Genomic DNA, 26,589 nt, shown 5'->3' with positions numbered 1-26,589 from the left:
CACATGGCGAGGAATTACCAGTTAGTCTAACCTATTGATTGAATGGCGAGAGTCGCACCTATGCAGGCTCGTTCCTCATCAGCAAACGCAATTCGGAACCACGTCTTTACGATGTGATAGCGCTCGGTTTAAATCCTATTCAAGACCAAAAGCAAGGAAGCGGGGATGTATCCTTGAAAACCAATTACGTACTAATTGACTTTGAAAACGTGCAGCCGAAAAACCTTGAACTGCTCAAGGGTCATGGCTTCAAAGTGATCGTTTTTGTCGGTTCGAAGCAGGTGAAAATTTCGTTCGACCTCGCTTGCGCAATGCAGGCTCTCGGCCCTGATGCCGAATACGTAAAAATTGAGGGAAATGGGCCAAACGCTCTGGACTTCCATATCGCGTTCTACATTGGGAACATCGCGGCAAAAGATCCCGATTGCTACTTCCATGTCATTTCAAAGGACACCGGCTTTGATCCGCTGATCAAGCACTTGAAAACTAAAAAAATCTACGCTCAGCGAGAAAAGGATATCTCCGAAATCCCACTTCTCAAGATTGCGAACTCCAAGTCTATGGCTGAGCGTATCGATGCTATCGTTGAATTTCTTAAAGCCCGCGGATCGGCCAAGCCAAGAGCCGTAAAAACGCTATCTAATTCAGTGAACTCCCTATTCATGAAGAGACTTGAAGAGGAAGAGCTGGCGAAGATCATGGATGAGCTCGTGCGCCAGAAAATCGTTGTTACGAATGGGTCGAAGGTGAGTTACCAGTTACCCGGGAAGCCGTGACACGTGTTTGGTCTGAAGAGGCCCACTGACGAAAAACTGCCTTAGGATTAAGGAGAAGCAGCAGTGACTAGGTTGCCGATGCCGCTATATCACGGGACGTCTACTTTATTTTTGAAGGGGATACTTGAGTCAGGATTGGGTGGAAAAAATCCCATCCAGTCCTGGGGAGTTTTTAGCTTCGTTGAAGAACTCTGGCCGCTCGTAGAAAAGCATCTCGCTAAAGAAGACGAATTCATGCTGCGAGCGGATGCCTTCTCAAGAATGGTCAACCAGACATCTGCCGCAATGAATTTCCAGCACGGCGACACATACCTTTCACCAAGCCAATTGACAGCAGCTCGATATGCGTCAAACAAGCCCTACGGTTCCGAAATTCTAAGCTACGCACTGGAATTTCTTGAGGAACTGGTTCGTAGAAAAGTGGATGGCGTTACAGGTGGGCTCTATCAAAGACATCCGAAAATGTTTGGCTTTATGAATATATCCCCTGCCCCATTGATTATTGAAGTTGTAAATTGCCCTGTGGAATGGCTAGTCACGGAAAATGGTGGAAACGCCGGTGACCAAGTAGAACAAATTGTTAACTTTTGGAACTCTGACAAAAGAATGCTCGAAATTATCGGTCAGCAAACGAACTTTCGGCTTACAAATCCAGTCGGAGCTGACGGTCTGAGAATTTGGCTGCTCAATGTTTTGCGGTGGCGCAATTTCAACCCTGAGTATCAAAAGTTTTTGCTTGATTTGAGTGACGTACCAGGCGGCGGTTTACCCGTAAATGCATGATAAGTTCCTTTCCATTTGGGTCTTGTGGGATACGCAAGTGAGCGAAACGGAGCATCACCTGGATGAATAAATTGTCGGATCTGCTGAAAGCCGTCGATCAAATCAGAGAGCTGGATGATGCAAAGATGCAGCTTCTTAAAGATCAGTGGGATCACGAAAGAGAAGCCGAGCGCCTGCGCGGTATGGTGGCGGAGCATCACGACACCATCGAGTTTGCGAAGGGGCAGATATGGGACACCGTCTGTGATCTGCAGTTAAATCGAAGGGAGAATGCGCCGCCTTCCACCGACGAGTTTTGTGATGCTGTCACCGACTGGATAGAGCGCGCGAATAAGATTCGCAGATTGAGTGCTGTGGTGCGTCTTGATGGCAAAGATCTTGATGTCCCTGATGTTGATATACAAGGCGAGGTGCCCGAGCCCCGGCCGTGCTATCCCTGCAAAATCCACCGGGAGGTGATTGCGGTATTGGATGAAGTCCGCCCGGAATATCGCGAGGTTCTCAGAATTAGATACTCGATAAGGGATGACGAACGGTATAGCGACGCGCCTGGCTTTCTTCCATACCAATGGTACGTAGCACAACAAATGGATGTTAGCAGCTCTACGGTCAGCCGTTTGCTTAAGAAGGCGGTTCGAGTCGTGCGTCATCCCCATAGAAGTGAACGCCTTCTTGAAAGTATCAATGAAAAGAAGGTTTCAGACATCCACTGCCCGGCTGAGTACCTGGTCGCAGACATATTTAGTTTGTGGAATAAATAATAAACGAGGGACCAGAATGGCCGGTGGAACCAAATTATTTTGCCCAAATTGCAAAAATATTGAAGTGTGTTCGTCAGTACCGCTTGCAGAGGCGCTCCAAACAGGAGGTCAGCGCCTCTACTTCACTGAGCATGCTGATATTCACTGGTTCCGAAGAGCTAGGGAGTGCCAGCGCTGCTACCGTGTTTTTTTGACTGGTGAGATTGATGAAGGACTAATCGATGAGCTTGCGTCTTTGCGAAGCAAGCGTGACGAGCTTTCCGAAGAAAATAAGGCATTGAGAAAGCAGCTTGAGGGTAATCCTCAGAATGCAGAAGCGTCTCAGGCTCTGATCACCAAAGGTGACCAGCTCAGGGCAAGGGTGCCTTGGTTATACAACGAGAACGAAGAGATTCCTGAGGGCATCATTCGGGATCTCGTCCGTAACAGTGTCTGGTGGCTCTCACACCCGTCCGGAAAACCTGTCCGGGCGCCCAAGCATGCTGAAAATGTCTATCATGACGGTGACCAGTGGGTTATCGATTTCGGGGCGAACAGCTTTTTAGCAGAAATGGCGATCCGGGTATCGGCTCAGAAAATACGTCGACAACTCAGCGAGATCCTGAAAGGGGGTCCATATAACCGGGATCTATTGGAGTCGCAGATCAAGCGCGGCGTTTCTCGCTGCGTCGCAAATCATAGGGGTGATGTGTATCAAGGGCACTATCCTAGTCAGGGCAATGACTTGGTGTTTGGTGTAACCTCTATCGACACTCAAGATGTCGCGGGTTACCTAATGAAGTGGTCTGGACTCGACGAGCTGGTAGGCTGAGCGTTTTCGACACAAATAAGACCAGGGACCAAAGAGGTCATTAATGAAAGATGTACTAGCAACGTGTAAACCTCGCCCAGAAATCCTGGCGGGCACCTTCAACCCAGCCATATTTACGGCACGCCTAAGTCAGGTATTAGATGATTATCGGGATGGAAAGGCAGTAGAAGGTGCTGATTCGCTTTACTCAGATCCCATGGCGTTTTTTCGTGATGCGACCCATCCAACTCAGGGGCTGTGTTCGATTGTCGACAATGCGATGGCTCGTCTCGTGGAAGGCGACAAGTCGCGGCCAGCTATGCAGCGCTTGGACACAGCTTTCGGCGGAGGTAAGACTCACACGCTGATCGCACTGACACACGTTGCTAAGCAGGGCGCTCGGTTGGAGTCTGTTACGCAAAGCATTTTGCCAGCCAATCGACTGCCAGAGCCTGGTGCTATACGGGTGGTTGGTATTATTGGGGATACCGTGGACACCCTGCGGGAGACGACAGGTGGTACAGAGCCCAAGCCAAATACACTCTGGTGGTTGATTGCTCAGCAAACCCTGGAAGCAGACGAGCAACAGCCTATATCGTCGCGTTTGGACAGTGCGGCTTCACCGGGTTCGCCCGAGTTTTTCGATACGCTTTTTGGCGGCAAAAAAACTGTTTTGATTGTTGATGAAATTGCTCAATACCTTTCCAGGATGGAAGCGGCTTTCCCAGGTCAAGGGGCAGAGCAGGCAGCTGCATTTTTAATGGCGCTCTCTACTTATGCTGAGGGCAACGACAATCTTGTAATCGTAATCAGCCTAGCCTCAGCAACCAATGCCTTTGGCGATTTCAACAAAATGATGAACAGCCTCATGTCGACCCATAACATGACGGAGCAGCAGGCTGAAGCAACCACAGAAGCAGCTCACAAGGTTGTAATGGACGTGGTATCCCGGGCATCAGAATCCACCACGCCCGTCCAAGAAGGCGATCTATCCCGGATCATGGCCAAGCGACTGTTTGTCACCGTTGATCATGGAGCCGCAGCTGAAGTAGCTGATGCGTTCATTGAAACTTATCGGCAAGCAGGTTCAGATCTGCCGGCAGAGACGAAAAATGCAGAGTTGCGGGATCAGCTTGTTACTCATTATCCGTTCCACCCCACATTGATTGAGTTTCTGTCGCAGAAACTTGCGCTCGTAGAGAGGTTCCAGGGTACCCGGGGCCTGCTCCGAACTTTAGCACGAGTCGTGCGTAGGGTTTGGGAAGCCAAACTCAGCATCCCACTGATCCAGAGTGGGCATATTGATCTGGCAGATGGCACCATTCGAGGCGAACTACTTGGTCAAACCAACAATACCGATTTCACAGCCGTGCTGGATTCGGATATCAGCAAAGCCTCGGGGACACAATCTGCCGGCCAAACGGTCGCCAATATGCTCGATACAATCAATCCCCATCCGGAAGGGTATCCGGTCCACGAATGGGCCTGGCGGGTGGTGTTCCTTCACAGCTTGGTCGGCCGGGGTGGTGGTCTCAACGACGACAAATTCGGTATCGATATTACCTCTGCCATCTATGAAATGGCCTCTCCATCGATTAAGCCGGCTACTGTGCGGTCGGCGCTGGAAACCATTGAGCGCGAGGCTAACTACCTGCGTGCGCGGGAAAACCGGCTCTACGCAGATACAGTACCCACACTGAACAATATCCTCCGTCGCATTGAGGCTAATGTGTTGCCTGAAGAGGCTATGGATCGTGCTGAGCAGGTGGTTCGTGGACTCATCAAGTCCAGCCTGTTCGATATACGAGCCAACATTTCGGCTAGCGACGAAATACCGGACAAGGTGAACAAACCCCAGCTTGGCATCGTGGCCTTCAACGTGGAGAACCTGAAACCCTCTGAGTTTATTGAGCGTCGTTCAGATGCTCCGCGGCAGTACCAGAATCTCGTATTTCTGCTGGTGCCGAGTACAGTCCATCTGGATGGGCAGCATTGGAATGAACAGCGTACCCGACAAGAACATCGAACACGCCAGAACATATTGGCGCTGGCGGGGAAAGCCATCGCCATCGAGCGTTTGAAAGCCGATCCGGATAACTGGGGCGTACGCCACGACCAACTGAACAAAGATGAATTTAAACAAAGGGCGGCGAAAAGCCCGCAAGAGCTAAGAACCGCTATTGATGAAGCCTACCGCTACCTTGTTTACCCGGGGCGTGACGGCGGAATCATCGTCACCCGCGATCTTGGAAAGCGAGGTAGTGGCCCCACAGCTGGCGGCTCCAGTGGATTGCATCTGGAAGACGCCATTCTTAAGCAGCTGGCGGATGAAGGTGAGCTGATTACAGAGGAGCGCGCGACAACTCAGGAGGTCTGTTTGCTTCTCGGAAAGCTGATTTTTGAAAATCACAAGCAAACAGACGTAGCTAGAATTGTCGAAGGGTTTGCGACACGTCGGCACTGGCCAATATTGCAACGCCCTGGTTTGCTTACTGATGTACTGCGCGAAGGAGCAAACCGGGGGATCTGGTGTGTGGGCCATCTTCCGGACAAGAACGCACCCAAGCCAGATAGCCTTTATCACAAAGATAACCCTGTTCCCATTACCGAAGAGCTGGACGGCGAGGGCTGGATTGTTTGTACTAAAGAGCACGCCAAGCAACTCGGCTGGCTCGAAAGCATTGTTCGGAATCCAGATACCATCGCCAAATGGGCAGAACAGGCCATCGAAACCGCAGTGGAGCTGGATACAGACAAACTGCAGGAAGTTGTTCAGAACGAGCATGACAAAATCGACCCGAACATTCTGAAGGACCAACTCACAAACCTGTTGGCTCAGAAAAAAGTGGTCGCCTATCCGAAGACAAGCTTCAAGGATGGCAAACCAGACCCTGAACAGGCGCAGACTGGTAGCAACATACCGTTGGAAGGCGTCAAAGGCGCGGTAGTGGTACCCTATCACGTTGCTCAGGAGCGCGGCTGGATTAAAGTGGTTCAGGCCCAGCGGAAGATCGCGCAGATCAAAGATCCTGCCAATATTGGAAGCTTGCTGAATCTGTTGTCCGGTAAGGCTTTGGAAAGCTCCAAAACTGAGATCGCTGCATTGCAACTGCAGGGGCACACCGCTGAAAAAGCAGTGTTCCAGATGCAGTTTGGTGCCACAACATTGGGTGAGCTGGTCAAGAATAGAGATATCTTTGCCGGTGTAAAAACCCGTATCAAGTTTGACAAAGGTGGCATCGCTCGCCTGGATATCGGAGAAGTAGACCCCAACTGCAAATTCATGTCCTACGTCGACCAGCTAAAGAGCTAACACGCATATGGCAGCTGAATCAGGCCAAACGAATTACGCCAGGCAAAAGCCGGGCAAAGCTCACATTGACGAAGCCAACCTGCAAAGGTTGGCTAAGAAATCACCCTATACTTTGCGCCTTACGCGCCAGAAAAAACTGACGCCACCTGTAATGGTAATTAAAGAGCGCATCGCCCCTGAAGATCGAGACGACATTGAGGGCCTGACCAACCCACGCGCCAAGCATGTGGAGCGCGGAGTGCTGCATGGTGAATCTGTTAGAGCCTGCTTGCCAGTGCTCAAACGGATTCTGGAGGAGGTCAAAGACGACCAGGGGATTTCTCTAAACCTTGAAAAATTGATGACGCCTGAGGGCATCAAGAGAAGCGATCTCAACTTGCCGCTGGATGAAGCTGCAGGTGCGAGACTAGCATTGTTCTTCCGACTGCAGACCAAGGTCAAAGACACCGACCGGATCGAATTAATTGGTCGCAGGGTGGCCATGTTCTCCCGTGAGGAAGCCGTGTACTGGCTAGCTAACGTGACAACCTCGGATCCAGCATTACGAAGCTGGGCGATCAGTGGCTTACGGATGATGCTTTGTGGCGAGTCCGGGGACAAGCGCACAACCCGTATTCTGGAAAGGCTCAGAGCTCGGGGCTAACTCTTCCGTCTGTAAAACACCACACGAATTAATTTCCGGCAGATTCTGTCGGTGCGAACATCAAGGAGTAATCATGCCATTGTCTGACCAGCGCCTGATTGAAGCAGGTTTTCCGTGCCATCAGGTTGGGGCAGAGACTCAGCGGGAGAGGGGCGCAAGCTCTGCGCTGCCTCCGTTGTATTACCTGCATGTTTGGTGGGCGAGGCGGCCTCTGACGCCTAGCCGTGCGGCGATATTGGCGTCACTATTGCCGGCAGGAACAGACAATGATGAATTTATTAAAAATTTGGGCATTGTTCGGCATCAGGTTGTTGTTGCGGATGATCGCTGGACACTAGTTGACTCCAAATTGTTAAACCGCCTAGAGCCCTCAGGCGAGGAATTTTTGCTAGAAGTGGACAAAACAGTCCTTGCTTCTTTCGAAAAGGAGCAGGCTCGACGTTCCAAAAACCGTGAGCTGATTTCTAAGCTAGAGGCTGCAGGCCAGGAACTCTCGATTGATCCAGTGGTGCAGCTTTGGAAGTCTGAATCCAAGCCGCTTCAAGACATCCATGTGGGTGAGGTTTATAGGGTTGTGCTGGCAACGTCTGATCCTGCTGGCGTCAAAGACAAAATTGAATTTGCAAAGCGGAGCGATGTGACAGAGGTTTTGGGAGGCTCCCTAAGATGGGATGATGAAGATTCATACGGTTATTCTCGGGCTTTTGCAACGCCGATAGCGCCTGTCAGCGAACGCGATCGCAAGGTCGTTCTAGATCCGACCTCCGGTGGTGGGTCGATTCCTTTTGAAGCGCTTCGACTCGGACACAAAGTTATAGCCAATGAACTCAATCCTGTCGCTAGCGTGATTCTGGCTGCAACCTTGGATTATCCAGTCAGGTTTGGAAAATCGCTGCTCGACGATATTAAGTCATGGGGCGAAAGGCTTCGAGAAACCGTGGAAGAGCAGATGCTCCCTTTCACACCCTTTAGCCCTATTCCAATGGAAGAGCATAGCAAGCTAGTAAAGGTGCTGGAGAAACACCCGGAACTCGTGGACGACTACGCGACAGAGCACGATCAAATGGGGTTGCTCTACTGTCGTCAGGTCACCTGTCCACATTGCGAGGGTGATGCTCCCCTATTAAATTCTCAATGGTTAGCCAAATCCGGGGAAAAATGGGGTGTTGCTGTAAAGCCCCGACCAGATAGAACCGTGCGTTTTGAACCTTTCCGTGTTGGCTCAGATAACAAGGGTCCAAATGGCGAGAGCCTGGATGCAGGCACGGTAACCCGGGCTGTAGGCCAGTGTGTTCACTGCCAGCAAGCCATTGCTGGCGATGAGATCAAACGTCAGGCCCGAGGTGAATCTGAGCTGGGTGCCTGGAAAGACGTGCTGTACTGCGTTGTCGGAATTCGACTGGAACCGAAAGTAGATAAAAACGGCAACGTTCAGCGAACTAAATCCGGACCGAATGCGGGACAAATTAAGACAACCAAAATCCGCTATTTCCGCGCGCCTAATGAGATAGATCGCCAAGCTATTCAGTCGGCGGCAGAGGAAATGGATAAGCGATTATTCGATTTCGAAGTCAAAGGTCTCGTGCCTAACGATCCATTCCCGAAAGGCAACGATATGCGCCCGGTGAATTATGGGATGCCCACCTGGGCAGACATGTTTACACCACGCCAGTTGCTAGGCCATCTAACGGTTATGGAAGCTATACACGACCTCAAGCCACTCATCATAGAGGAGCTAGGATACGAGCGTGGCCGAGCAATTATTACGTACCTGCAATTCATGCTTGATAAGATCACTGATTATAACAGTCGCCAGACCCGTTGGGAGTATACCCGCGGTGTGATAAAAGGAGGATTCGGACGGCATGATTTCTCTCTTAAGTGGACTTTTGGAGAAATGGTTTATGCTGGACCATCATCTGGTTTTAGGTGGGGCATATCTCAGATAGTTGATGCTTATGCTTCGATTAGCGAGTTAGTTCAAAAGAGACATGCTATTGGTTTAAAAGAAGCTGACCTCGTCACACTACAGGGCTCTGCTACCTCAATGCCAAGTATAGCTGACCACTCTGTTGATGCAGTGGTAATGGATCCACCGTATTACAACAACGTTCAATATAGTGAGCTTTCAGATTTTTATTACGTCTGGCAAAAGCGGACGTTGGGTGACCTATATCCAGATTGGTTTGAAAGTGGCATTACAAATAAGGAAGCGGAGGCCGTCGCAAACCCTGCTCGTGATGGTGGTGAGAAGCCTGCTAAAGCACGATATGAAGAGTTGATGAAGGGGATTTTCTTCGAGTCCAAACGGGTGCTAAAGCCGGACGGCATCATGACTCTGATGTTTACCCACAAGTCCCAAAATGCGTGGGAAACCCTTACCAATGCATTGATTCAATCCGGATGGGATATCACAGCCTGTATGCCTGTTGAATCTGAAAGCGGATATTCGACCCATCAGATGAATATGGCATCCGCAGCTTCAACGATTTTCATCGCTTGTCGCCCGGCAAACCGTGAAGGTCGTATGCCTTCAAGCTGGGCCTATGAGGTTAAAGGCAAACTGGAAACCGCCGTCCGTGAAGGACTAGTTGAATTCGAGCAACTTAAGCTAAATGCTGTCGATAGGATGATCGCATCTTGGGGCAGGGCTTTGCGAGTTTACTCCGAACATTGGCCAGTCCAGGACGGTGACGAGGAAGTCCCACCTACACGCGCGATGCAGGAAGCTGCCCGCGTTGTGGCGGAGGAAGAAGTCAGCCGCCTGTCTGGCGGTATGGTTACCGTTGACGACCTAGATGCTGAAACCCGACTGGCCGTGATTGCATTGGGAATTAACGGACTCGGTGACTTCGCCTACGATGATGCTCTACAAATGAGCCGGTCCCTAAACTTCCGGCTGCAACTGCGTAACGGTAATTATCGCGTGACTGACGAGGCTGTGGCTTATGCTAACGAGGGCGGGGATCAACTCGCAGCCCCGCTGGCTATCAAGGGCAATAAGTTACGCCTCTTGAAGCCGGAAGAAAGAAGCGAAGTTCGTCTGGAAAACCCACAAACCCTGTGGGATGTGCTCAATGGCGTGATCGTTACCTATCGTGAGGGCGGCATCGTTGCAGCCAGGAACTTCCTGGCTGAACACGGTAGAACCGAAAGCCCGGCTCTGCGAGGTCTGCTCAAAGTCTGGGCCAAAGAGTGTCGTGACGATGCCTTGCGTCGTGAGGCCCAATTGATCGATTACGAACTATAACAAAAACAGGGATATGAGATGAGCTCAATCAAAGGCTCCGAGCTGAAGTTGCATAAAGTTTTTTCGAGCGATTTTCAATTCGAGATTCCAGACTACCAGCGCCCCTATTCCTGGCAGGTTGAACACGCCGAAGAGCTGTTTGATGATTTGTGGACATTCAGGGAACAAGAAGATAAAAGCGAGGAATATTTTCTTGGGAGCATTGTACTGATCAAGGATGACTCTTCCAGTCAGGCGGATGTTGTAGATGGACAGCAGCGACTTACCACATTAACTATTCTGCTGGCGGCCATAAGAGACAGGCTTTTGGGACATCCCAAATGGGGTGGTGCTTTTGATAAGTACATAATGGAGCCGGGTGATGTCACTCTGGACCTTTCCCCGAAACCGCGTCTGTTTTTAAGAAAGAAAGATCGAGAATTTTTCGAGCAGTATATCCAGAGCCTTGGCGGTCTTGATGAGTTAGATAGGCTTGACGTTAGCCGTTACAAAGACTCGAAGCTGAACCTCATTAACAATGCAAAAGCCTTCCAAAAACGCTTGGCTGACATTGAGCAGGATTTGGTCGGTCATTTCGGTCAGTTTATTGTTCAGAAATGCCTCCTGGTTCTGGTAACGACCGAAAATTTTAAATCCGCCTACCGCATTTTTTCGGTAATGAATGACCGAGGCATGGATCTGGCGCCCTCGGATATCCTTAAAGCTGACATTATTAGCAGCATTGGAGAGCACGAACGCGAGCGTTACACCGAGCTCTGGGAGGACGTAGAGGATCGGCTAGGCCGCGAGAACTTCAATGATTTGTTTGCACACATTCGGATGATTTTCCGAAAGGAAAAGTACCGCCGTTCGGTGCTGGACGAATTCACGGATTATGTGGCAAGGCCATACGGCAATAGCAAAAAGTTGATGGACGACGTCCTTCTGCCCTACGCCGGCACGCTTGAAGTCGTGCTCGACAACAGTTTCAAAAGCGAAGCGAATGCAGCGGAAATTAATCGCCTGATTGAGTGGCTTCACTATCTGAATAACAAGGATTGGGTGCCAGTTGCGATGGAGTTTATTCGAAAATTCGATCGGGATACTGAGGCACTTAAAGCGCATTTACGGATGTTGGAGCGCTTAGGTGCAAGTCTGTTTATCAGGGGCATTTATGCCACCCCCCGTATTGAACGGTTCGGACAAGTGTTGCGGGAGCTTGAGCAGGGCAAGGATCTTTTGCACGCCGATTCGGCTCTTAATCTCGATACGAGGGAGCAGAAAGACACCCTGTATTGGCTGAACGCAAGCGTTTATCGTTATTCCAATCGCCTTCGCTCGTACATCATGATGCGTATTGATTCCTTTATGTCTGACCAGCATATGAGCTATCGCGATCGGACAAAAACAATTGAACATGTTTTGCCACAGAATCCCGCATCTGACTCAGAGTGGCGTACCAACTGGACCGACGAGGAGCGTGAGCATTGGGTTGATCGCGTCGGTAATTTGTTGCTGCTAAGTCGGACCAAGAACTCAGAAGCGTCCAATTATGATTTCACTAAGAAGAAGGATCGATACTTCAAAAGCAAATCGGGCGTCTCAAATTTTGCGACCTCAACTGATGTATTAAACTACGACGCTTGGACTCCAGCTGAATTGGAAGAACGTCAGAAAAAATTGATGCGGATTCTGAGTGATAAATGGTCCCTGGATGCAGGAATGAGTTGGGAAGAGCTGGAAAAAGTCTGATTTCTCCGTCTGAACAGTTACCTCATCTTTACCGACCCTTGCGATATAGCCGTATGGAGCTTTTATGGCGTTAACGGATTACCCCTGGGAGCCCTCCTATGCGTCGTCTGACCTGAATGACGACGGTCGTGAAACCGACATTCTTCAGGACTTTTATATCCCGATCTTGGAAAGATCTTCAGTCTACGACCGCGTAGCCGGTTATTTTACGTCTACCTCTCTTGCTTCTGCTTCCAAAGGGTTTTCTCGATTTGTTGAGAACGAGGGCAAAGCTCGCTTCATCGTTGGGATGGACCTCGATCCGGACGATGCAGAAACCATCCTGAGGGTGAAGTCCGGGAAAGTCGAAGATGCTTTGCTTGCAGAGTTGATAGATTTAGAAAAATGGCCAGACTCGGTTCAGCATGGGATGCAGCTGCTAGCTTGGATGCTGGCCCATGAGCACCTGGATATCAAAGTAGCTCTTCGCGTGCACCGTAAGACCGGTGAGCCTAAACCTATGAATTTCGATGGCGATGGCTACATGCATGAGAAGTGGGCAATCTTTGGCGATGGTCAGGATGAAATACTGATTTCTGGTTCATTGAATGAGTCCCGGACGGCTTTAACGATCAATGCCGAAAACATCGACCTTTCAAAAACCTGGGGAGTCGATCCGGACTGGGCAAGGAAAAAATTTGCCAAGAAACACAAAAGCTTTGAAGCAATGTGGAGCCATAGACACCCCTGGATCCGCACCTACGATTTACCGAGGGCTGTGCGCGAGCGGATTATCAAGTTTGCCGGAAACATTAACTCCTTTTTTGAAATAGATGGAACCCCTGCGGACCTTCCACCGTTGCCCGCCCCTCCTGAAAGTATCAATGAAACTATTACCGAACCTTCATTGCTTGAGAAGATTCGGTTCGCATTGATCCGTTTGGCCCCTTTGCTTCCAAACGGTCAGTACGTGGGCCTGGAAACTGCGCCTATTGAGCCTTGGCCTCATCAAAGGTTTGTAGCTATCCGCTTGATTGATACCTATCCAAAAAACCATTTGCTGTGCGATGAGGTTGGACTTGGCAAAACTATTGAAGCTGGCTTGGTTTTCCGCGCCCTGTGGCTGAGTGGGTTCGCTAAAAGTATTCGGGTGTTCGCACCGGCCTCACTTACGGGGCAATGGATGCATGAAATGGCGGAAAAGTTCTACATGAGCTTCGTCCGGCGAACCAATCGCTCTGGTGCTTGGGAAAGAAAGAACCTTTCGATTGAGCAGCCAATTACAGGCTATGGGAAGCTGTTCGATGAACCCTTGGAGGTTATCTCTACAGGGTTGTTAGTGAATCAGACTAAAGGCCGCATCCTTCAACACATGCCGGACACGGATGTCGTCTTGCTGGATGAGGCCCACAAAGCTAGGCGGCAGAATCCTGATAACCAGGATCGAGATCCAACTTTCAACAAACTGTACAAGGAGGTGCACGGCCCGCTTTACAAGAAATCGAAATCTTTTCACCTTGCAACAGCCACGCCGATGCAAATAAACCGTGTTGAGGCATTCGATCTCCTGAAGGTGATGCCAACGGCCGGTAACGTGCAGTTTTCTGAGGATCTGTGCGAACTTTTTTATCGAATTCGGGACAAGCTGCTTGAGGGAGAAACCCTACAGGCGTATGAGGTTGACTGGCTGCAGCGATACCTCGCAAACGTTAGGGTTAGCGCGCCCGAACAATGGGCTTTTGTGAAAGAGAGTGTGCTGGGGGTTATGGATGGGAATAACCTGGAGACATTCGTCAATACGGGGTTTGAACCTTTCGGAGGCTGGCAACACTATTTAACGGCAATCAGCATGCTAGCCCCCCTTGGAAGAAGCATGTTGCGACATACTAGGTCGCTCTTACGCGAGTATCAGCGGGAAGGACTTCTTAAGGAGAATCTGGCCTGGCGCCACGTTGATCCGAGAGTAATAGGGCTGAAGCCAGTTGAGCGCGCTGTTTACAACAAACTGCAAGATTATTGTGCTGGCCTGGCAGAGCATATTGCTGCCAACATGGAAGAGAACAAACAGCAAGCTGCGATCGGATTTTACCTGAGTTTTCTGAGGTTGCGGTTTGCCTCCTCGTTTGAAGCACTTAGGCTTTCCCTTGAGCGCCGTCTCGAAAAAATTGCTAAGACGCTTGATCATAAAATTCTCCATTCAGAATTGGTTTCAGGCTCGCGGGATGAGCTTGAAGAGCTGGATGAGGCCGAATTAGAAGGTTTGGTACTTAAAAACCGCAATGAAGCTGATCTTGTATGGGAGCAGGGCGCTGTCGATGAGCTGCTCATTGAGTTAGCGAAGCTGCCCTCTATGCCTTCGAAGACGCACCAGCTGCTTACCGAGATTCAGGCGCGGACAAAGCCTGGCGGTGGTCGTGTGCGGCAGTTGGTTGTTTTCACGAGGTACACAGACACACTTCATTACCTACATCGCATGCTGTCGCTCAAGCTTCCAAATTGCCCTATAGGAACGTTTTCTGGAGAAGGCGGGACCTTGCGCAAACCTGGCCAGTCGAAGCCTGAATCGCTTGATAGGAATATGATCAAGCAGCGCTTCGTGCAAGGCCAGATTGATATTCTGCTTTGTACGGACGCGGCGGCTGAAGGTCTTAACCTGCAAAGTGCGGACCTTCTGATTAACTTTGATTTACCTTGGAACCCGATGATGCTTGAACAACGCATTGGGCGGATTGATCGAATAGGCCAGCATCACGAGCACATCCACGTTTCGAACTATCTCTATCAGGGGAGTGTTGAAGAGGTGGTTTATGTTCGGCTAGTACGGCGTTTTCAGGATGCTATGAGTGTTGCAGGCGAGTTGCAGTTTTCCTTGTTACCAATCCATCAAGAGGATTTTGAAGACCTTGCTAAATCTGATCATGAGCAGGGTAAGATCTCAGAGGCGGAGCTCATTGTGAGAGCAGAGCAGCATGCTCGCAAAATTCAAGAGCGGCAGTCGCTTACGCAGTACAAGGCAGCTGAGCAGCGCGAGGCTTACGAGAAAATGTTTGATACGCACGCGAAGAGAACCCTGCCAGTGACTCTGTGTGATATCTGGGACTCGCTGGTTACCAGCGAATACTTGAACGAGCTTGGCTGCACGATTGAGGCTTTCGCTGAGGGAGAGGCATTCTCGCTCAAGGGTATTCCAGGGGTACCAGATGAAACATTGCTTACGACCTCACGAGCATTGATAGAGCGAGGGCTGAACGAGGGCGATATCAGAGAGCTTCGATTTGCGACCTATGGAGATCCGGTTTTCGAAATGCTGCTAGACCATCTCACCACGGGCCTCCAGGAAATCCATGAGGCCTGGGATAACCGCAGGCCAGTGTCATTGGTTGGTAATGAGGAAATTGCTTTCAGCACTGTAAGAGAAGCTTTGGATCATACAGAAAAGCTGTCAGGACAAGTGCATATTCGACAGCGACCAACCCAGCGGTTCGTGAAAGAATCTGATAACGCGGGTCGCCAACAGCTCAGGGAATTGCTGGGAGCAACGGCCAAGCTGGCGGAACTGAAGCTCAAGCCCTCGAACGATTCGCCAGCGAATCAGATCAGCGAGATCGATCGTTTCCGGGCTGATCTAATTAAGCGGAATTCTCCTGCAGTGAAGTTTGATTTCTCGCTGGAAAACCAGAACGCCCTATTGGCATCAGAAGAAAATCTGTTGTGGCCTCTTTCGCAAGCCGCCGGAAAATTGGGACTTAAGGGCGATCCCTTGTTTATCGATGCGGCTAGATCCGTACTCTACAGGGCTTTGAGCAGTATGAAAAAAGGCGAAAGAACCCGGGATCGAGTAGTTCAGCGGCTGCGGGACCAGGTTTGATCCCGCGAAATGGGCGGGCTTACAGAGGTATTTTATTTGAGTGACTACCAGGCTTGGATAGGGGCATTTTAGAACTCACCTAACCCGAATTTCTCATGAGGGGATAAAAGAAAGCGGCTGAAAGTGTTAAAATTTCAGGACCTTACACCATCAATCAACACCAACAACCGCTATCCAAAATGGTACCTCAAAAACTGACCTTCTCGCCACTTTCCCGCCGCCAGATTGAAACCGACTTCTCCGGAGGCCATATCACCTCCGATGCCGGCTTGCTGTTACTGCGCGAAGTCGACAAACAACACCGGTTAACCCAACGGCTGGCCGAGACTCTGACCGACCAGCGGGATCCCCGGATGATTCGTCATGAGCTCAAGTCCCTGGTCCGGCAACGGGTCTACGGTGTGGCCGGTGGCTACGAAGATCTGAATGATCATGAAGCGCTTCGCTTTGATCAGGCACTACAAACCGCCACGGGGAATGCCTCGACTCTGGCCGGCAAGTCCACGCTTTGTCGAATGGAGCAGGCGATGGATCGGCAAACCATTGTCAAAGCGCATGAGTTGCTCTGGCACCACTTTATCGAGCAGCATGAGAAGCCGCCCAAGGAAATCGTGCTGGATTTTGACGGCACCGATATTCCGGTGCACGGCGACCAGCCGGGTAAGTTCTTTAACCGGTATTACGACCATCACTGCTACTTCCCGCTTTACGTCTTCTGCGGTAGGCACTTGCTGGTGAGCTATCTGCGCACCAGCAATCGAGGTGATGCCCGGCACAGCTGGGCCATTCTGGCGCTGCTGGTGCGATTTATTCGCGAGTATTGGCCACAGACCCGGATCGTGTTCCGGGGCGACTCCCACTTCAGCAAGCCCCGACTGCTGGCCTGGTGCGATCGCAACCAGGTGGATTACATCGTAGGCATGGCCCGCAACCAGCGGCTGGAGGCGCTTGCCGCCCCAGCCATGGACAAAGTCCGGACCTACTACGAGGCTCATGGCCATAAGCTCGCCAGCACCTTCCGCTTCCGCTACAAAGCCCGAAGCTGGCATAAGCCACGCTGGGTGGTTGCGCGCCTGGAATATGGCCCTCAAGGCCCGAACCCCCGGTTCGTTATCAGCTCCCGCTACGATGACGGATTCAAGCTCTACTACGAACAGTATTGCGCACGGGGTGATATGGAGAACCGGATCAAGGATCAACAACTGGATCTGTTTGCCGGTCGCACCTCCAGCACACACTGGTGGACCAACCAGTGGCGGCTGATCTTATCCGGCTTCGCCTACACCCTGTTCGAGCGTTTGCGGGTGCATCTGAAAAACACGCCCTTCGAACGTATGAGTGCCGGCACCTTGCGCTTGAAGCTGATCAAGGTTGGCGCAGTCATCATCCGCAACACCCGCCGAATACGGGTGTTGATGAGTGATAGCTATCCACACAAGAACGATCTCTCAGCACTGGTTCAGCGCTTGGTGCCCCAGTAGATAATCGGGCTCCCCCGGCCCGATACCAATGGGGGAAAGGGGGAGTTGTGCCTGAATGCCGGAAACTGGCTAAATAATCGCCAACTTCGACCATGACCACTCGGATCTGGCACTACCAGGCTTGGTCTGCGAAGGTTGTTGGAGCACTATGAGAAATCCGGGCTAACTGCATTTCAATCAGGTGGACGGAGTACTTGAGCTCCTCTTGGAGCAGAGTCCGCGCCATAGCCCGAAAACCGTGGGCCGTCATCTTGCCACCGTACCCCATCCGATCCAATGCTGCCTTGATAGCCACGTTACTCATGGGGCGTTTCGCATCCCGAGCATTTGGGAATACATACCGGCTCCGGTGCTTGGTAACTGGTTCTACTTCCCTCAGGAGGGTAACTGCCTGACGCGAGAGGGGGACAATCAACGGCGCGCCGTTCTTTGTGGTGGGGAGTTCCCACTGAGCCTTATCGAAATCGACATGCTCCCAAAGCATCTGCCTGGTGTCGCCAGGACGTGTAAACACCATCGGGGATAACCTCAAGGCAGCTGACGTAGCAAAGTTTCCCGGGTAGACATGGATGTCTTTAAGTAGCTGTGAGACTTCATCGGGGCGAACCAGTGCGTGCTGGTGTTTCACTTTTGTGTTGGGTAAGTAACCAGTCAGATCGCGGGTAACGTCGGAGTCGACCCTCGATGTTGCAACTGCATATCGGAACACCAGGCTGATAAGGGTTTTGACCCTGTGTGCGGTCTCTGTGTTGCCTTTTTTGACAATGGCATCCAAGACTTGCAGGACATCTGCGGGCTGAATGGAGCGAATAGGGCGCCTGGCCAGTAGGGGAAAGGTATAGATCTCCAGCCTTCTCCAGTTCCGAACGGCATGCGCTTCCGTCACCTCAACGTAGTGTTTCTGCTTGTACCAATCCTCACAGAGCGTGCGAAAGGTATTCTCGCCGTCGGATACACGCTGTGTGGACTCCCGCTGTCGATGCGCGCTGGGGTCGGTGTTCTGCTGGAGTAATGCCCTGGCTTCATCCCTAGCCCGGCGAGCATCGGCGAGAGTCACTTGTGGGTAACTGCCCAGCGATAGGGTCTTCTCGTTACCCGCAAAGCGATACCTCAGCCACCAATATTTGGACTCACCTTTGACGATCAGTGTCAGGCCGCCACCGTCTGCCAGCTTCCGTATCTTTCCGGAACCCTTTGCATTTTTTACTTCGTTAGCGGAGAGCTTATTGAGTTGGCGGGCCATGATTGTCCATTTTGTGGGTAACGAAGTCTGAAAAAGTGGTGTTACCCACAATGTTACCCGCAAAAAGTCCTGGATCTCAATAGATCCTAATCGACCTTGCTGGACCAAAAGGCATAAAAAAAGCCCCGTTTCCGGGGCTTTAGGGCGTTTCATTGGATCTTTTCAGACCCCCTGAAACTCTTGGTTGGTGGAGACGGCGGGAATTGAACCCGCGTCCGCCAGTACTCAGCCTTGAGGTCTACATGTTTAGCGTCTCTCTATTGATTTAAGTTCGAGCGACCCGAGAGCCAGGGTGCAGGAACCGAGTTCTTTAAATCTTAGCCGCTAGCCAGTGAACTCTGGATAACGGAGCATCCCGTAAGCGATGACGTCCTGAGATGTTGCTTCCGGGCTACGGGCGACCCGGTCAGGACGACTAGCAGCTTACGCTGCTAGTGCGTAGTTTTCGTCGTTTGCGACTATTGCGTTGCAGCTTTGGATTAACGAGATTCGCTGCCATCTCGACATGCACTCAAGGGATCGCCACCAGCGTCGAAGCCATGTCGTCCCCTTACACCCAGTATATGTGTCCGGTTCGCCGGACTTCAAGGTTTGTTTGTTGCAGTTTTGTGCCGCCGGGCCGGTAAATGTACCTACCGGCCTAGCTGGCCTTGCGTTCATGACTGCCATGCCTGCCGGCCAGGGCCGCGTGGCTCAGGGCCTGGAAGCTTTCCCGGAAGTAGTCCATCACGGCATTTGGATCGGCGTGGATGGCCTTGTCGACGGTAATGCCAAACTGAACGGTGCCGGCGTAACTGAGAATGCTCATGCCGATGCCGATGTTGCCGCTCTGGGGTACCCAGAACATAGGCTGGGTCAGCTTACTGCCCGCCAGGTACAGGGGCTCTTTCGGGCCGGGCACGTTGGTCAGTACCGCCGAGGCCTTGTTGCTGAGCAGATCCAGGGCCCTTCGTTCGATAACATCGGGGCCGCGCCCGAAGATATCAAGCAGGCTGTAGGTAACCTGGGCCTGATAGGACTGTTTGAGCCGGTTCATGTTCTCCTGCACCTGGCGGAAGCACATGAGCGGGTCCCTCACTTCCACCGGCAGGGTAACCAGTACGAGCCCGAACTTGTTGCCGAGGGTTTCGATGGGCTGATCAAGAGGCCGCAGATTGAACGGTACGGCAACCCGAATGCCGCACTCGGGGATGGTTTCTTTGTGGGCGGCAAAATGTCTCTGCAAGGCGCCTGTAACGGTGCAAAGGAGGGCATCGTTGATGGTGCCCCCCAGAGCCTTGGCACAGGCCTTTACCTCGGCAAGGTCGAGGGGATCGGCCCAGGCCACTTGCTTGCGCCCGGATAACGGCTCTTTCAGTCCGGTTTTGGGTTCGCCGGGCGCCAGGCCCAGTTTCAGGAGGTCAAGGGCGACACCGCTGGCGGTGGTGGCCAGTTTTAACGGGTAGTTGGGCTCCTCACGGACGGACTGGATAAACAGTCTGGCTTGGTTGGTGGCTGTCTGCGCGCTATCCACGGCACGGTGCAGAAAGTTCTGGATGGCCGATTTCCTGCCGGGTTTGGAGCGACGCTTGCGGGCCACTTTGCCCAGCCGGGGTTCCGGCGTTTTGTCGGTCAGTGACAGCATCACACGAACCAGCGAGATGCCATCGGCGATGCAGTGGTGAATGCGGATGAGTAGCGCGCCGCCGTCCCCGTAATTGTCGATGTAGTGCATTTGCCAGAGCGGTTGCCGGAAATCCAGCGACGTGCTGTTCATGTCACTGACCAGCTTCTGGAGCTCTGCCTTATCGGCCTTGCCCGGCAGGGCGATGCGGTGCAGATGGTTGTCCAGGTCGAACAGGGGATCGTCCTGCCAGTACGCCCGGTCGCCAGTGTCGATCACCCGTTGCCGGAACCGGTTGAAGCAGAGAAACCGCTCCTCGAGCGTGTGCCTGAGGCGGTTCATCGATACGGGGCGTTCCAGTGTCCATACCCCGCAGATCATCATGGGGTTCTGGGGCGAGTCCATGCGTAGCCATGCGCGGTCTACGGCGGACATTGGTATCTGTTTGGGTGACATAAGCGGCTCCCTTTGCCATGCACCAGAGTTCCCGAGTATAGGCCCGATGGAATTCTGAACAAAGAGAGTGAGTATGCGACATACCCGTTCACGCCGGCCATGACCGGCGTCAGGTATTTGTTAATTGGTGGCGGGCAGGATCAAACGTTGGTTTCGCGCAGGATGCGTTGCTTCTGGCGGTTCCAGTCGCGTTCTTTCTCGGTGGCGCGCTTGTCGAACAGCTTCTTGCCTTTTACCAGGGCGATTTCGCATTTGACCTTGTTGTTTTTCCAGTACAACGCCAGCGGAATGCAGGTGTAGCCGGCCTGGTTGACCTTGCCAACGATCTTGGCAATTTCCTTGGCGTGAAGCAGGAGCTTGCGCGTGCGCGTCGGGTCTGCGATCACGTGGGTGGACGCCGCAATCAACGGGGTAATGTGAGAGCCGAGCAACCAGGCTTCGCCGTCCTTGAGCAGCACATAGGCGTCCACCAGCTGGGCCTTGCCCGCACGCAGGGACTTCACTTCCCAGCCCAGCAGGGAGAGACCCGCTTCAAAGCGTTCCTCAATGTGATACTCGTGCTTCGCCTTTTTGTTCAGCGCAATGGTATTGCTCGGCGTTCCGGGTTTTTTCTTGCTCATGAATCAATGAATCCGGGGTCGGACGAATGAACGGGCCGGCGTTGCTGCAGCCGGAAAAAGGCGCATTGTAGCCCAACAGTGGCGGACCGGTCACGAATTCGGCGTTGTGGCGGTGTCTGGTTCGTGCGCGACGGGATCCTTCAGCTACAATACTGGCCCAGACTTTCTCCCCGACCTGTTGAGTGGCCTCAGGGAAGCGAATGCCTACGCCGTATCAGACACATATCGGGTCCTTTACCCGAAAATCAACCTTCTTCTGGGCCGCGGTGGGCGCTACCGTGGGTCTTGCCAACCTGTGGCAGTTCCCTTATCTGGCCAGTCTGCATGGTGGTGGCTTGTTCATCCTGCTTTACCTCGCCTGTCTGCTGCTGGTGACCCTGCCACTGATGGTGACTGAAGCGGCTGTTGGCCGGTATTCCCGGCACGGCATTGTATTGGCCATGGACGGGTTGATTCGCAGTGCCAGGCAGTCCCGGGCCTGGATGGCGGTTGGCCGGCTCAGCATACTGGCCGCCTTTCTGGTGCTCTCTTTTACGGCAGTCTTCGGATCCATTGCTCTGGCTTACGTGTTCTTCGGCGCACTTGGCCGTTTCTCCGGCGCCGGTGAGGCAGAGGCAACCGGGATTCTGGCGGGGCTGGTGTCCGACCCCAGGCAGTACCGGGTATTCATGGCCTGGCATATCTTCTTTCTGCTACTGGTACTTTGGGTCTCGGCGCAGGGCGTAGTGAGGGGGCTGGAAAGGGCCCTGAGGGTGGTTGTGCCGGGCGCCCTCGTGCTGATGCTCGTGCTGTTCGCCCTGGCTGCCTGGCATGGTCGGATCGACGGGGCCATCAACCATATTCTGGCCATGCATCCCGAGGACCTTTCCTGGGAAAGCCTGAAAGCCGCATTGTTTCATGCCTTTTTTACGCTCGGGCTCGGTATGGGTGTCTGGGCGATACTGGGCTCGTACACCACGCCTCAAACCCGTCTGAAGCGTTCGATTCTGGCCGTGGTGCTGATGGATACCCTGGTGGCGATCCTGGCTGGCCTGATGATCTTCGCGATCGCAACAGACGGCAACAGCTTTGACGGTGAACGGGGCTTCAGCCTGCTCTTTGTTTCCATGCCGGTCACGCTGGCCCAGTTGCCCGCGAGCCAGTTCGTGATCGCCGCTATTTTTCTGCTAGTGGTGCTGATTGTCTGGACCACATCCCTGAATCTGCTGGAGCCCATCGTGGGCTGGTTTCGTGAGTGGACCGGGGCGCCCAGGGCACTGTCGGTGCTGCTGATTGGTCTGTCGGTGTGGCTGGCCGGGCTCGCGTCTCTGCTGTCGTTTAATGTCTGGGCCGAGGAGCGGATGGGCGGCGCCACCATGTTCCGCTGGCTGGAGCTGATCACCGGTGGCCTGCTGATTCCGCTCGTGGCCATCTTGATTGCGCTGTTTACCGGCTGGTGCCTGACCCGGCACCTTTCGGGTACCATGCTCGGCGCAACGCCAAGACTGTTCGCCAGCATCTGGTTCTGGGTGATGCGCCTGGTGCTGCCCCTCGTTGTTGCGTGGATAGGGATCCAGTACACGGCCTTTTCACTGGCTAACCTTTGCAGCAACGGTAATGTTGCAGCCTGGTGCGATCAGCCCGCTGCCATGGTCTCGGACGACGGGGAAGTGCCAGCGAGAGATCGGCCTTTTGCCGCTACGCCGGCCGAGCCGGAGGAGAAAGCCGCCGAGGCCGAGAAGACAGCGCCCGTGTCAGACCAGAAGCCGCCGGGGGTGGAGGAAAGTGGTGGTAAGTCAGGCGAAAAAGCCCCAAAACAGGACGATATCCTTTATGATAGCGTGTGATTGAGGCTGTCTTCCTCTCCAGAAGTCTGCAACCTTTTCACAGCGTGTTTGCAAGCAGGACAACCGGTTCCAATGCCCCATCAGATTGATAAAACAGCTTTGGTTATGCACTCCGCCGAGCGCATGTTTCACCTGGTGAATGACATCGCCCGTTACCCGGAGTTTCTCCCCTGGTGCGCTGGCGCGGAGATTCATGAGCGCCAGCCCGAGCAGGTGACAGCGTCGCTAGAAATCGCCAAGGGTGGGGTGCGGCACACGCTCACAACCCGGAATCAGTTGCTGATGCCTGAGGCGATCGAGATGAACCTGGTGGATGGCCCTTTTCGCAACCTGACCGGTCGATGGCATTTCAAATCCCTGGACGAGAACGCCTGCAAGGTGATCCTGACCCTGGAGTTCGAATTCTCCGGATCGCTTTCAAGGATGACCTTCGGGCCGGTATTCAGTCAGGCGGCCAATACGATGGTGGATGCCTTTTGCCGGCGCGCTGATGAGCTTTACCGGAAGGAGGGTGCATGATTCAGGTGGAAGTGGCCTATGCCCGGCCTGACCGGCAGGAAATTGTGCCGGTAAATGTGCCCGAGGGCACAACTGCCCTGGAAGCGGCCAAGCTGTCTGGGATCAGTGATATTTTTCCGGAGATCGATCCGGATACGATTGATATGGGCGTGTTCGGCAAGGTGATCAAGGACCCGGCCGCCCATGAACTGCGTGAGGGTGACCGGGTGGAGTTGTATCGCCCGCTGAAGATCGATCCGAAGCAGGCGCGACTGAATCGGGCGAAAAAGAAAGGTCAGGCTCAGTAGGCCGGCGTTTCTTCCAGCAGTTGTGCCTCGTAATAGGCGTACTGGTCGTTCTCGTAGTACACGATAATGCGCTGTTCCTGGATGTCCCCGCCTTCTCTCTGGAAGGTATACACGTAGTATTCGCGGGAGGGGTCAACCGGGTTGAGCATGAGCGGTGTTCCCATCACGGCGTGCACCTGGCTGCGTGGCATGCCCTCGGTCAGCTGCGTCAGCTCCTCATCGGTAACGATGTTTCCCTGCTGGACGTTGATTTTGTAGACGCCCGGGAAAACGCAACCGGATAGAACGAAAGTGAGAATGAGAGCTGTGAGCTTTTGCATCGCCGGGGGAAATCCTCTATCTTGAAATCGCCTGCCAGAGGCAGGTGTGACACGGGTTAACCGTTCAATGGCGGCTTCATCATACCGGAAGCCGTGAGGCACACCAAAGAGTGAATAGTAACATGTCATCCGAAAACGCCGAATTACGAAAAGTCGGTCTGAAAGTGACTCTGCCGCGGGTCAAAATCTTCAACATTCTGGAGACCGCGGAGGAGCATCACCTCAGTGCCGAAGATGTATACAAGAAGCTTCTGGAGCAAGGCGATGACGTGGGGCTGGCAACAGTCTACCGGGTGCTGACGCAGTTTGAAGCAGCAGGGCTGGTACTGCGCCATAATTTTGAGGGCGGCCATGCCGTGTTCGAGATGGCCGGCGACGACCACCACGACCATATGGTGTGCACCCAGACGGGTGAGGTAGTCGAGTTTGTCGACGAGGTCATTGAAGAGCGACAAAAGAAGATTGCCGAAGAGCACGGTTACGAAATCGTCGACCACAGCCTGATTCTGTACGTAAAGCCGATCAAGTCCTGAGCCTGGCTCGGGTCGTTGGCTGAAGGAACGAAAAAAGGGGCGGGTTTATGGCCCGCCCCAACAGCTCTCAGGATCGAGAGGGGTAGTGGATCGTTGCTCGCGGCTCAGTGATGGGTTGCCTGCCCCTTTGAAAACATTTCCCTGGCATGAGCGATCGTATGTTCGGTCATGTCCACGCCTCCCAGCATTCTCGCCACTTCACTGATTCTGCCCTGATCGTCCAGCGTCTCGATTTTCGAGAAGGTGGCATCCTGCTCGGTGAACTTGCTGACAAACAGGTGCTGATGACACTGGGCCGCCACTTGCGGCAGGTGGGTGACGCAGAGCACCTGTCCGTTGCCGCCAAGAGTCCGTAACAGTCGGCCAACCACCTCGGCCGTGCCGCCGCCAATGCCGACATCCACTTCATCGAAGACCAGTGTGGGTGTGGTTGATGTCTGGGCAACCACCACCTGGATGGCAAGGCTGATCCGCGACAGTTCGCCGCCGGAGGCTACTTTGGCCAGTGGCCGCGCAGGTTGCCCCGGGTTGGCGCTGACCAGGAATTCAATCTCTTCCAGTCCGTGGGGTGCCGGCTCCCCACCGTTGCTGCGGTTCAGGTGTGTAATGAACTGCATGTTGGGCATGCTTAACTGGGCGAGCTCCGCTGCGACCCGCTGATCCAGTTCGGCGGCGGCCCTGGCACGGGCCTCTGACAGCTCCGCGGCCAGTTCATCGAAGTGTCCGCGCTGGCTGTCCAGCTCTGCGGCCAGCTGCTCCAGGCTGCCTTCGCCACCGTCCAGCTCGGCCAGCTCCGCACTCAGGCGCTGATGCAGTTCCGGTAATTCTTCCGGTGTGATCCGGTGTTTGCGGGCCATCTGGTAGATGGCGCTCAGCCGTTCTTCCACTTCCGCCAGTCGAGCCGGATCGGCCTCGTAGTCCTCGACGAAATGGCGAAGGTTGTCGCCGGCCTCACTGATCTGGATCTGGGCTTCGTTCAGCATCTGGATCGTGTCTGCCAGTGCGGGAACATCCACCGGAAGCTGCTCCAGCTGCTGTAACGCCTGGCGCACCAGATCCACTGCGCTGGTTTCATCTTCGGTGCAAAGCAGGGCGGCCTGATGGCTGTTGTGCAGAACCGTATCAGCCTGGCTGAGCTGCGCCTGTTCCTGTTCCAGGTTTTCCTGCTCGCCCGCTTCCAGGGCCAGACGATCCAGTTCTTCCACCTGATACCGCAAAAGCTGGAGTTTGGCCTCTGCTTCATCGGCATTCTGCTGGCGTTCGGTCAGCCGCTGGCGGATCTGGTTCCAGGATTTCCAGGCTTCCCGTGTTTCAGCGGCCAGGGTCTCAACGCCGGCGAACTCGTCCACCAGCTTGCGGTGGGTTTCCTTGCGCAAAAGAGACTGGTGCTGATGCTGGCTGTGAATATCCATTAGCACACCGCCCAGTTCCTTGAGGTGGTTCAGGGGGCAGGGTTGGCCATTGATGTAGGCGCGGGAGCGGCCATCCTTGCTGATGACCCGGCGCAGGATGCAATCGTTGTCGTCATCCAGCTCGTGTTCTGCCAACCATTCGGTTGCCTCGGGAATGCCGGATACGTCGAAGGTCGCTGTGATGTCGGCGCGTTTGGCGCCATGCCGGACGGCGCCGGCATCGGCTCTGCCACCCATGGCCAGGCCGAGGGCGTCCAGAACGATGGATTTTCCGGCGCCGGTCTCGCCGGTCAATGCGGTCATGCCCTTGCTGAACTGGAGTTCCACCCGTTCAGCGATGGCGTAATTGGAAACCGTAAGTTGAGTCAGCATGCAGATAACCTCCGCGTTGTTCC

Annotated in this window: 19 protein-coding genes and 1 other RNA gene; 14 read left to right on the top strand and 6 right to left on the bottom strand. The window is 53.4% G+C overall.

All coding sequences use genetic code 11. The features are described from left to right. The first annotated feature begins 173 nt into the window (after nt 1–173). The 10 genes from AC5JQH_RS06740 (at nt 174) to AC5JQH_RS06695 (ending at nt 17,375) form a co-directional block, all read left to right on the top strand. Nucleotides 174–776 (top strand): PIN domain-containing protein, encoded by a 603-nt coding sequence (locus AC5JQH_RS06740; protein WP_493805418.1) that lies wholly within the window; start codon nt 174–176, stop codon nt 774–776. A gap of 63 nt (nt 777–839) precedes the next feature. Beyond that, nucleotides 840–1,559 (top strand): hypothetical protein, encoded by a 720-nt coding sequence (locus AC5JQH_RS06735; protein ID WP_493805417.1) that lies wholly within the window; start codon nt 840–842, stop codon nt 1,557–1,559. Nucleotides 1,560–1,621: 62 nt separating this feature from the next. Further along, nucleotides 1,622–2,320, top strand: a complete 699-nt coding sequence (locus AC5JQH_RS06730) for a hypothetical protein (RefSeq protein ID WP_493805416.1) — start codon at nt 1,622–1,624, stop codon at nt 2,318–2,320. 16 nt (nt 2,321–2,336) lie between these two features. Further along, complete coding sequence (locus tag AC5JQH_RS06725; protein WP_493805415.1) at nt 2,337–3,131, top strand: hypothetical protein; 795 nt, start codon at nt 2,337–2,339, stop codon at nt 3,129–3,131. A 43-nt stretch (nt 3,132–3,174) separates the two neighbouring features. Then, on the top strand, nt 3,175–6,423 hold the full coding sequence (locus AC5JQH_RS06720; RefSeq protein WP_493805414.1) for a DUF499 family protein: 3,249 nt from the start codon (nt 3,175–3,177) through the stop codon (nt 6,421–6,423). Nucleotides 6,424–6,430: 7 nt separating this feature from the next. Continuing rightward, nucleotides 6,431–7,066: a DUF7680 family protein gene (locus AC5JQH_RS06715; RefSeq protein ID WP_493805413.1), complete on the top strand. Its 636-nt coding sequence runs from the start codon at nt 6,431–6,433 to the stop codon at nt 7,064–7,066. A 73-nt stretch (nt 7,067–7,139) separates the two neighbouring features. After that, a complete protein-coding gene (locus tag AC5JQH_RS06710) occupies nt 7,140–10,316 on the top strand; it encodes a DUF1156 domain-containing protein (protein ID WP_493805412.1) in 3,177 nt (1,058 codons plus the stop codon). Nucleotides 10,317–10,334: 18 nt separating this feature from the next. Continuing rightward, nucleotides 10,335–12,047, top strand: a complete 1,713-nt coding sequence (locus AC5JQH_RS06705) for a DUF262 domain-containing protein (protein WP_493805411.1) — start codon at nt 10,335–10,337, stop codon at nt 12,045–12,047. 64 nt (nt 12,048–12,111) lie between these two features. Next, on the top strand, nt 12,112–15,894 hold the full coding sequence (locus AC5JQH_RS06700; protein WP_493805410.1) for a helicase-related protein: 3,783 nt from the start codon (nt 12,112–12,114) through the stop codon (nt 15,892–15,894). A 179-nt stretch (nt 15,895–16,073) separates the two neighbouring features. After that, nucleotides 16,074–17,375 carry an IS1380-like element ISMaq3 family transposase gene (locus AC5JQH_RS06695; RefSeq protein WP_011784498.1) on the top strand — a complete coding sequence of 434 codons (1,302 nt, stop codon included), beginning with the start codon at nt 16,074–16,076 and terminating at the stop codon, nt 17,373–17,375. 112 nt (nt 17,376–17,487) lie between these two features. Here the strand turns inward: AC5JQH_RS06695 and AC5JQH_RS06690 are convergent, their stop codons facing one another. The 4 genes from AC5JQH_RS06690 to smpB all read right to left on the bottom strand — a co-directional run bounded on the left by AC5JQH_RS06690 (nt 17,488) and on the right by smpB (nt 21,297). After that, a complete protein-coding gene (locus AC5JQH_RS06690) occupies nt 17,488–18,618 on the bottom strand; it encodes a tyrosine-type recombinase/integrase (protein WP_493805409.1) in 1,131 nt (376 codons plus the stop codon). Between the two features lie 185 nt (nt 18,619–18,803). Beyond that, nucleotides 18,804–19,168: a transfer-messenger RNA gene (ssrA, locus tag AC5JQH_RS06685) on the bottom strand. A gap of 90 nt (nt 19,169–19,258) precedes the next feature. After that, nucleotides 19,259–20,677 carry a WS/DGAT/MGAT family O-acyltransferase gene (locus AC5JQH_RS06680; protein WP_493805408.1) on the bottom strand — a complete coding sequence of 473 codons (1,419 nt, stop codon included), beginning with the start codon at nt 20,675–20,677 and terminating at the stop codon, nt 19,259–19,261. Nucleotides 20,678–20,817: 140 nt separating this feature from the next. Further along, the gene (gene smpB / locus AC5JQH_RS06675) at nt 20,818–21,297 is read right to left on the bottom strand and encodes an SsrA-binding protein SmpB (protein WP_008171507.1); all 480 of its coding nucleotides are present in this window, start codon (nt 21,295–21,297) and stop codon (nt 20,818–20,820) included. A gap of 200 nt (nt 21,298–21,497) precedes the next feature. Between smpB and AC5JQH_RS06670 the strand changes: the two genes are divergently transcribed. The 3 genes from AC5JQH_RS06670 to AC5JQH_RS06660 all read left to right on the top strand — a co-directional run bounded on the left by AC5JQH_RS06670 (nt 21,498) and on the right by AC5JQH_RS06660 (nt 23,929). Beyond that, the gene (locus AC5JQH_RS06670) at nt 21,498–23,123 is read left to right on the top strand and encodes a sodium-dependent transporter (protein WP_474545790.1); all 1,626 of its coding nucleotides are present in this window, start codon (nt 21,498–21,500) and stop codon (nt 23,121–23,123) included. A gap of 72 nt (nt 23,124–23,195) precedes the next feature. Then, entirely contained in the window at nt 23,196–23,642 is a 447-nt protein-coding gene (locus tag AC5JQH_RS06665) for a type II toxin-antitoxin system RatA family toxin (RefSeq protein ID WP_008171509.1), read from the top strand. Then, nucleotides 23,639–23,929 (top strand): RnfH family protein, encoded by a 291-nt coding sequence (locus AC5JQH_RS06660; RefSeq protein ID WP_053113045.1) that lies wholly within the window; start codon nt 23,639–23,641, stop codon nt 23,927–23,929. Before AC5JQH_RS06665 ends, AC5JQH_RS06660 begins: the two co-directional genes overlap by 4 nt. Here the strand turns inward: AC5JQH_RS06660 and AC5JQH_RS06655 are convergent. Next, complete coding sequence (locus tag AC5JQH_RS06655; RefSeq protein WP_053113044.1) at nt 23,923–24,249, bottom strand: outer membrane protein assembly factor BamE; 327 nt, start codon at nt 24,247–24,249, stop codon at nt 23,923–23,925. The genes AC5JQH_RS06660 and AC5JQH_RS06655 overlap by 7 nt on opposite strands. A gap of 122 nt (nt 24,250–24,371) precedes the next feature. Here AC5JQH_RS06655 and fur point away from each other — a divergent pair, with 122 nt between their 5' ends. Beyond that, complete coding sequence (gene fur, locus AC5JQH_RS06650; RefSeq protein WP_008171512.1) at nt 24,372–24,782, top strand: ferric iron uptake transcriptional regulator; 411 nt, start codon at nt 24,372–24,374, stop codon at nt 24,780–24,782. A 104-nt stretch (nt 24,783–24,886) separates the two neighbouring features. On the opposite strand, the gene recN is transcribed toward fur, so the two are convergent. Continuing rightward, the gene (recN, locus tag AC5JQH_RS06645; RefSeq protein WP_053115472.1) at nt 24,887–26,566 is read right to left on the bottom strand and encodes a DNA repair protein RecN; all 1,680 of its coding nucleotides are present in this window, start codon (nt 26,564–26,566) and stop codon (nt 24,887–24,889) included. Nucleotides 26,567–26,589: the final 23 nt, after the last annotated feature.

It is taken from the genome of Marinobacter sp. H13, assembly GCF_059072335.1.
The sequence above is the reverse complement of the archived record's forward strand: the minus strand, read 5'-3'. Positions and strand labels throughout refer to the sequence as shown.

Coding starts and splice junctions, on each gene's coding strand:
- AC5JQH_RS06700 (WP_493805410.1), top strand. CDS start 12,112: ATGGCGTTAACGGATTACCCCTGGGAGCCCTCCTATGCGTCGTCTGAC.
- AC5JQH_RS06695 (WP_011784498.1), top strand. CDS start 16,074: ATGGTACCTCAAAAACTGACCTTCTCGCCACTTTCCCGCCGCCAGATT.
- AC5JQH_RS06690 (WP_493805409.1), bottom strand. CDS start 18,618: ATGGCCCGCCAACTCAATAAGCTCTCCGCTAACGAAGTAAAAAATGCA.
- smpB (WP_008171507.1), bottom strand. CDS start 21,297: ATGAGCAAGAAAAAACCCGGAACGCCGAGCAATACCATTGCGCTGAAC.
- AC5JQH_RS06665 (WP_008171509.1), top strand. CDS start 23,196: ATGCCCCATCAGATTGATAAAACAGCTTTGGTTATGCACTCCGCCGAG.
- AC5JQH_RS06710 (WP_493805412.1), top strand. CDS start 7,140: ATGCCATTGTCTGACCAGCGCCTGATTGAAGCAGGTTTTCCGTGCCAT.
- recN (WP_053115472.1), bottom strand. CDS start 26,566: ATGCTGACTCAACTTACGGTTTCCAATTACGCCATCGCTGAACGGGTG.
- AC5JQH_RS06715 (WP_493805413.1), top strand. CDS start 6,431: ATGGCAGCTGAATCAGGCCAAACGAATTACGCCAGGCAAAAGCCGGGC.
- AC5JQH_RS06725 (WP_493805415.1), top strand. CDS start 2,337: ATGGCCGGTGGAACCAAATTATTTTGCCCAAATTGCAAAAATATTGAA.
- AC5JQH_RS06680 (WP_493805408.1), bottom strand. CDS start 20,677: ATGTCACCCAAACAGATACCAATGTCCGCCGTAGACCGCGCATGGCTA.
- AC5JQH_RS06705 (WP_493805411.1), top strand. CDS start 10,335: ATGAGCTCAATCAAAGGCTCCGAGCTGAAGTTGCATAAAGTTTTTTCG.
- AC5JQH_RS06655 (WP_053113044.1), bottom strand. CDS start 24,249: ATGCAAAAGCTCACAGCTCTCATTCTCACTTTCGTTCTATCCGGTTGC.
- AC5JQH_RS06660 (WP_053113045.1), top strand. CDS start 23,639: ATGATTCAGGTGGAAGTGGCCTATGCCCGGCCTGACCGGCAGGAAATT.
- AC5JQH_RS06670 (WP_474545790.1), top strand. CDS start 21,498: ATGCCTACGCCGTATCAGACACATATCGGGTCCTTTACCCGAAAATCA.
- AC5JQH_RS06730 (WP_493805416.1), top strand. CDS start 1,622: ATGAATAAATTGTCGGATCTGCTGAAAGCCGTCGATCAAATCAGAGAG.
- AC5JQH_RS06720 (WP_493805414.1), top strand. CDS start 3,175: ATGAAAGATGTACTAGCAACGTGTAAACCTCGCCCAGAAATCCTGGCG.
- fur (WP_008171512.1), top strand. CDS start 24,372: ATGTCATCCGAAAACGCCGAATTACGAAAAGTCGGTCTGAAAGTGACT.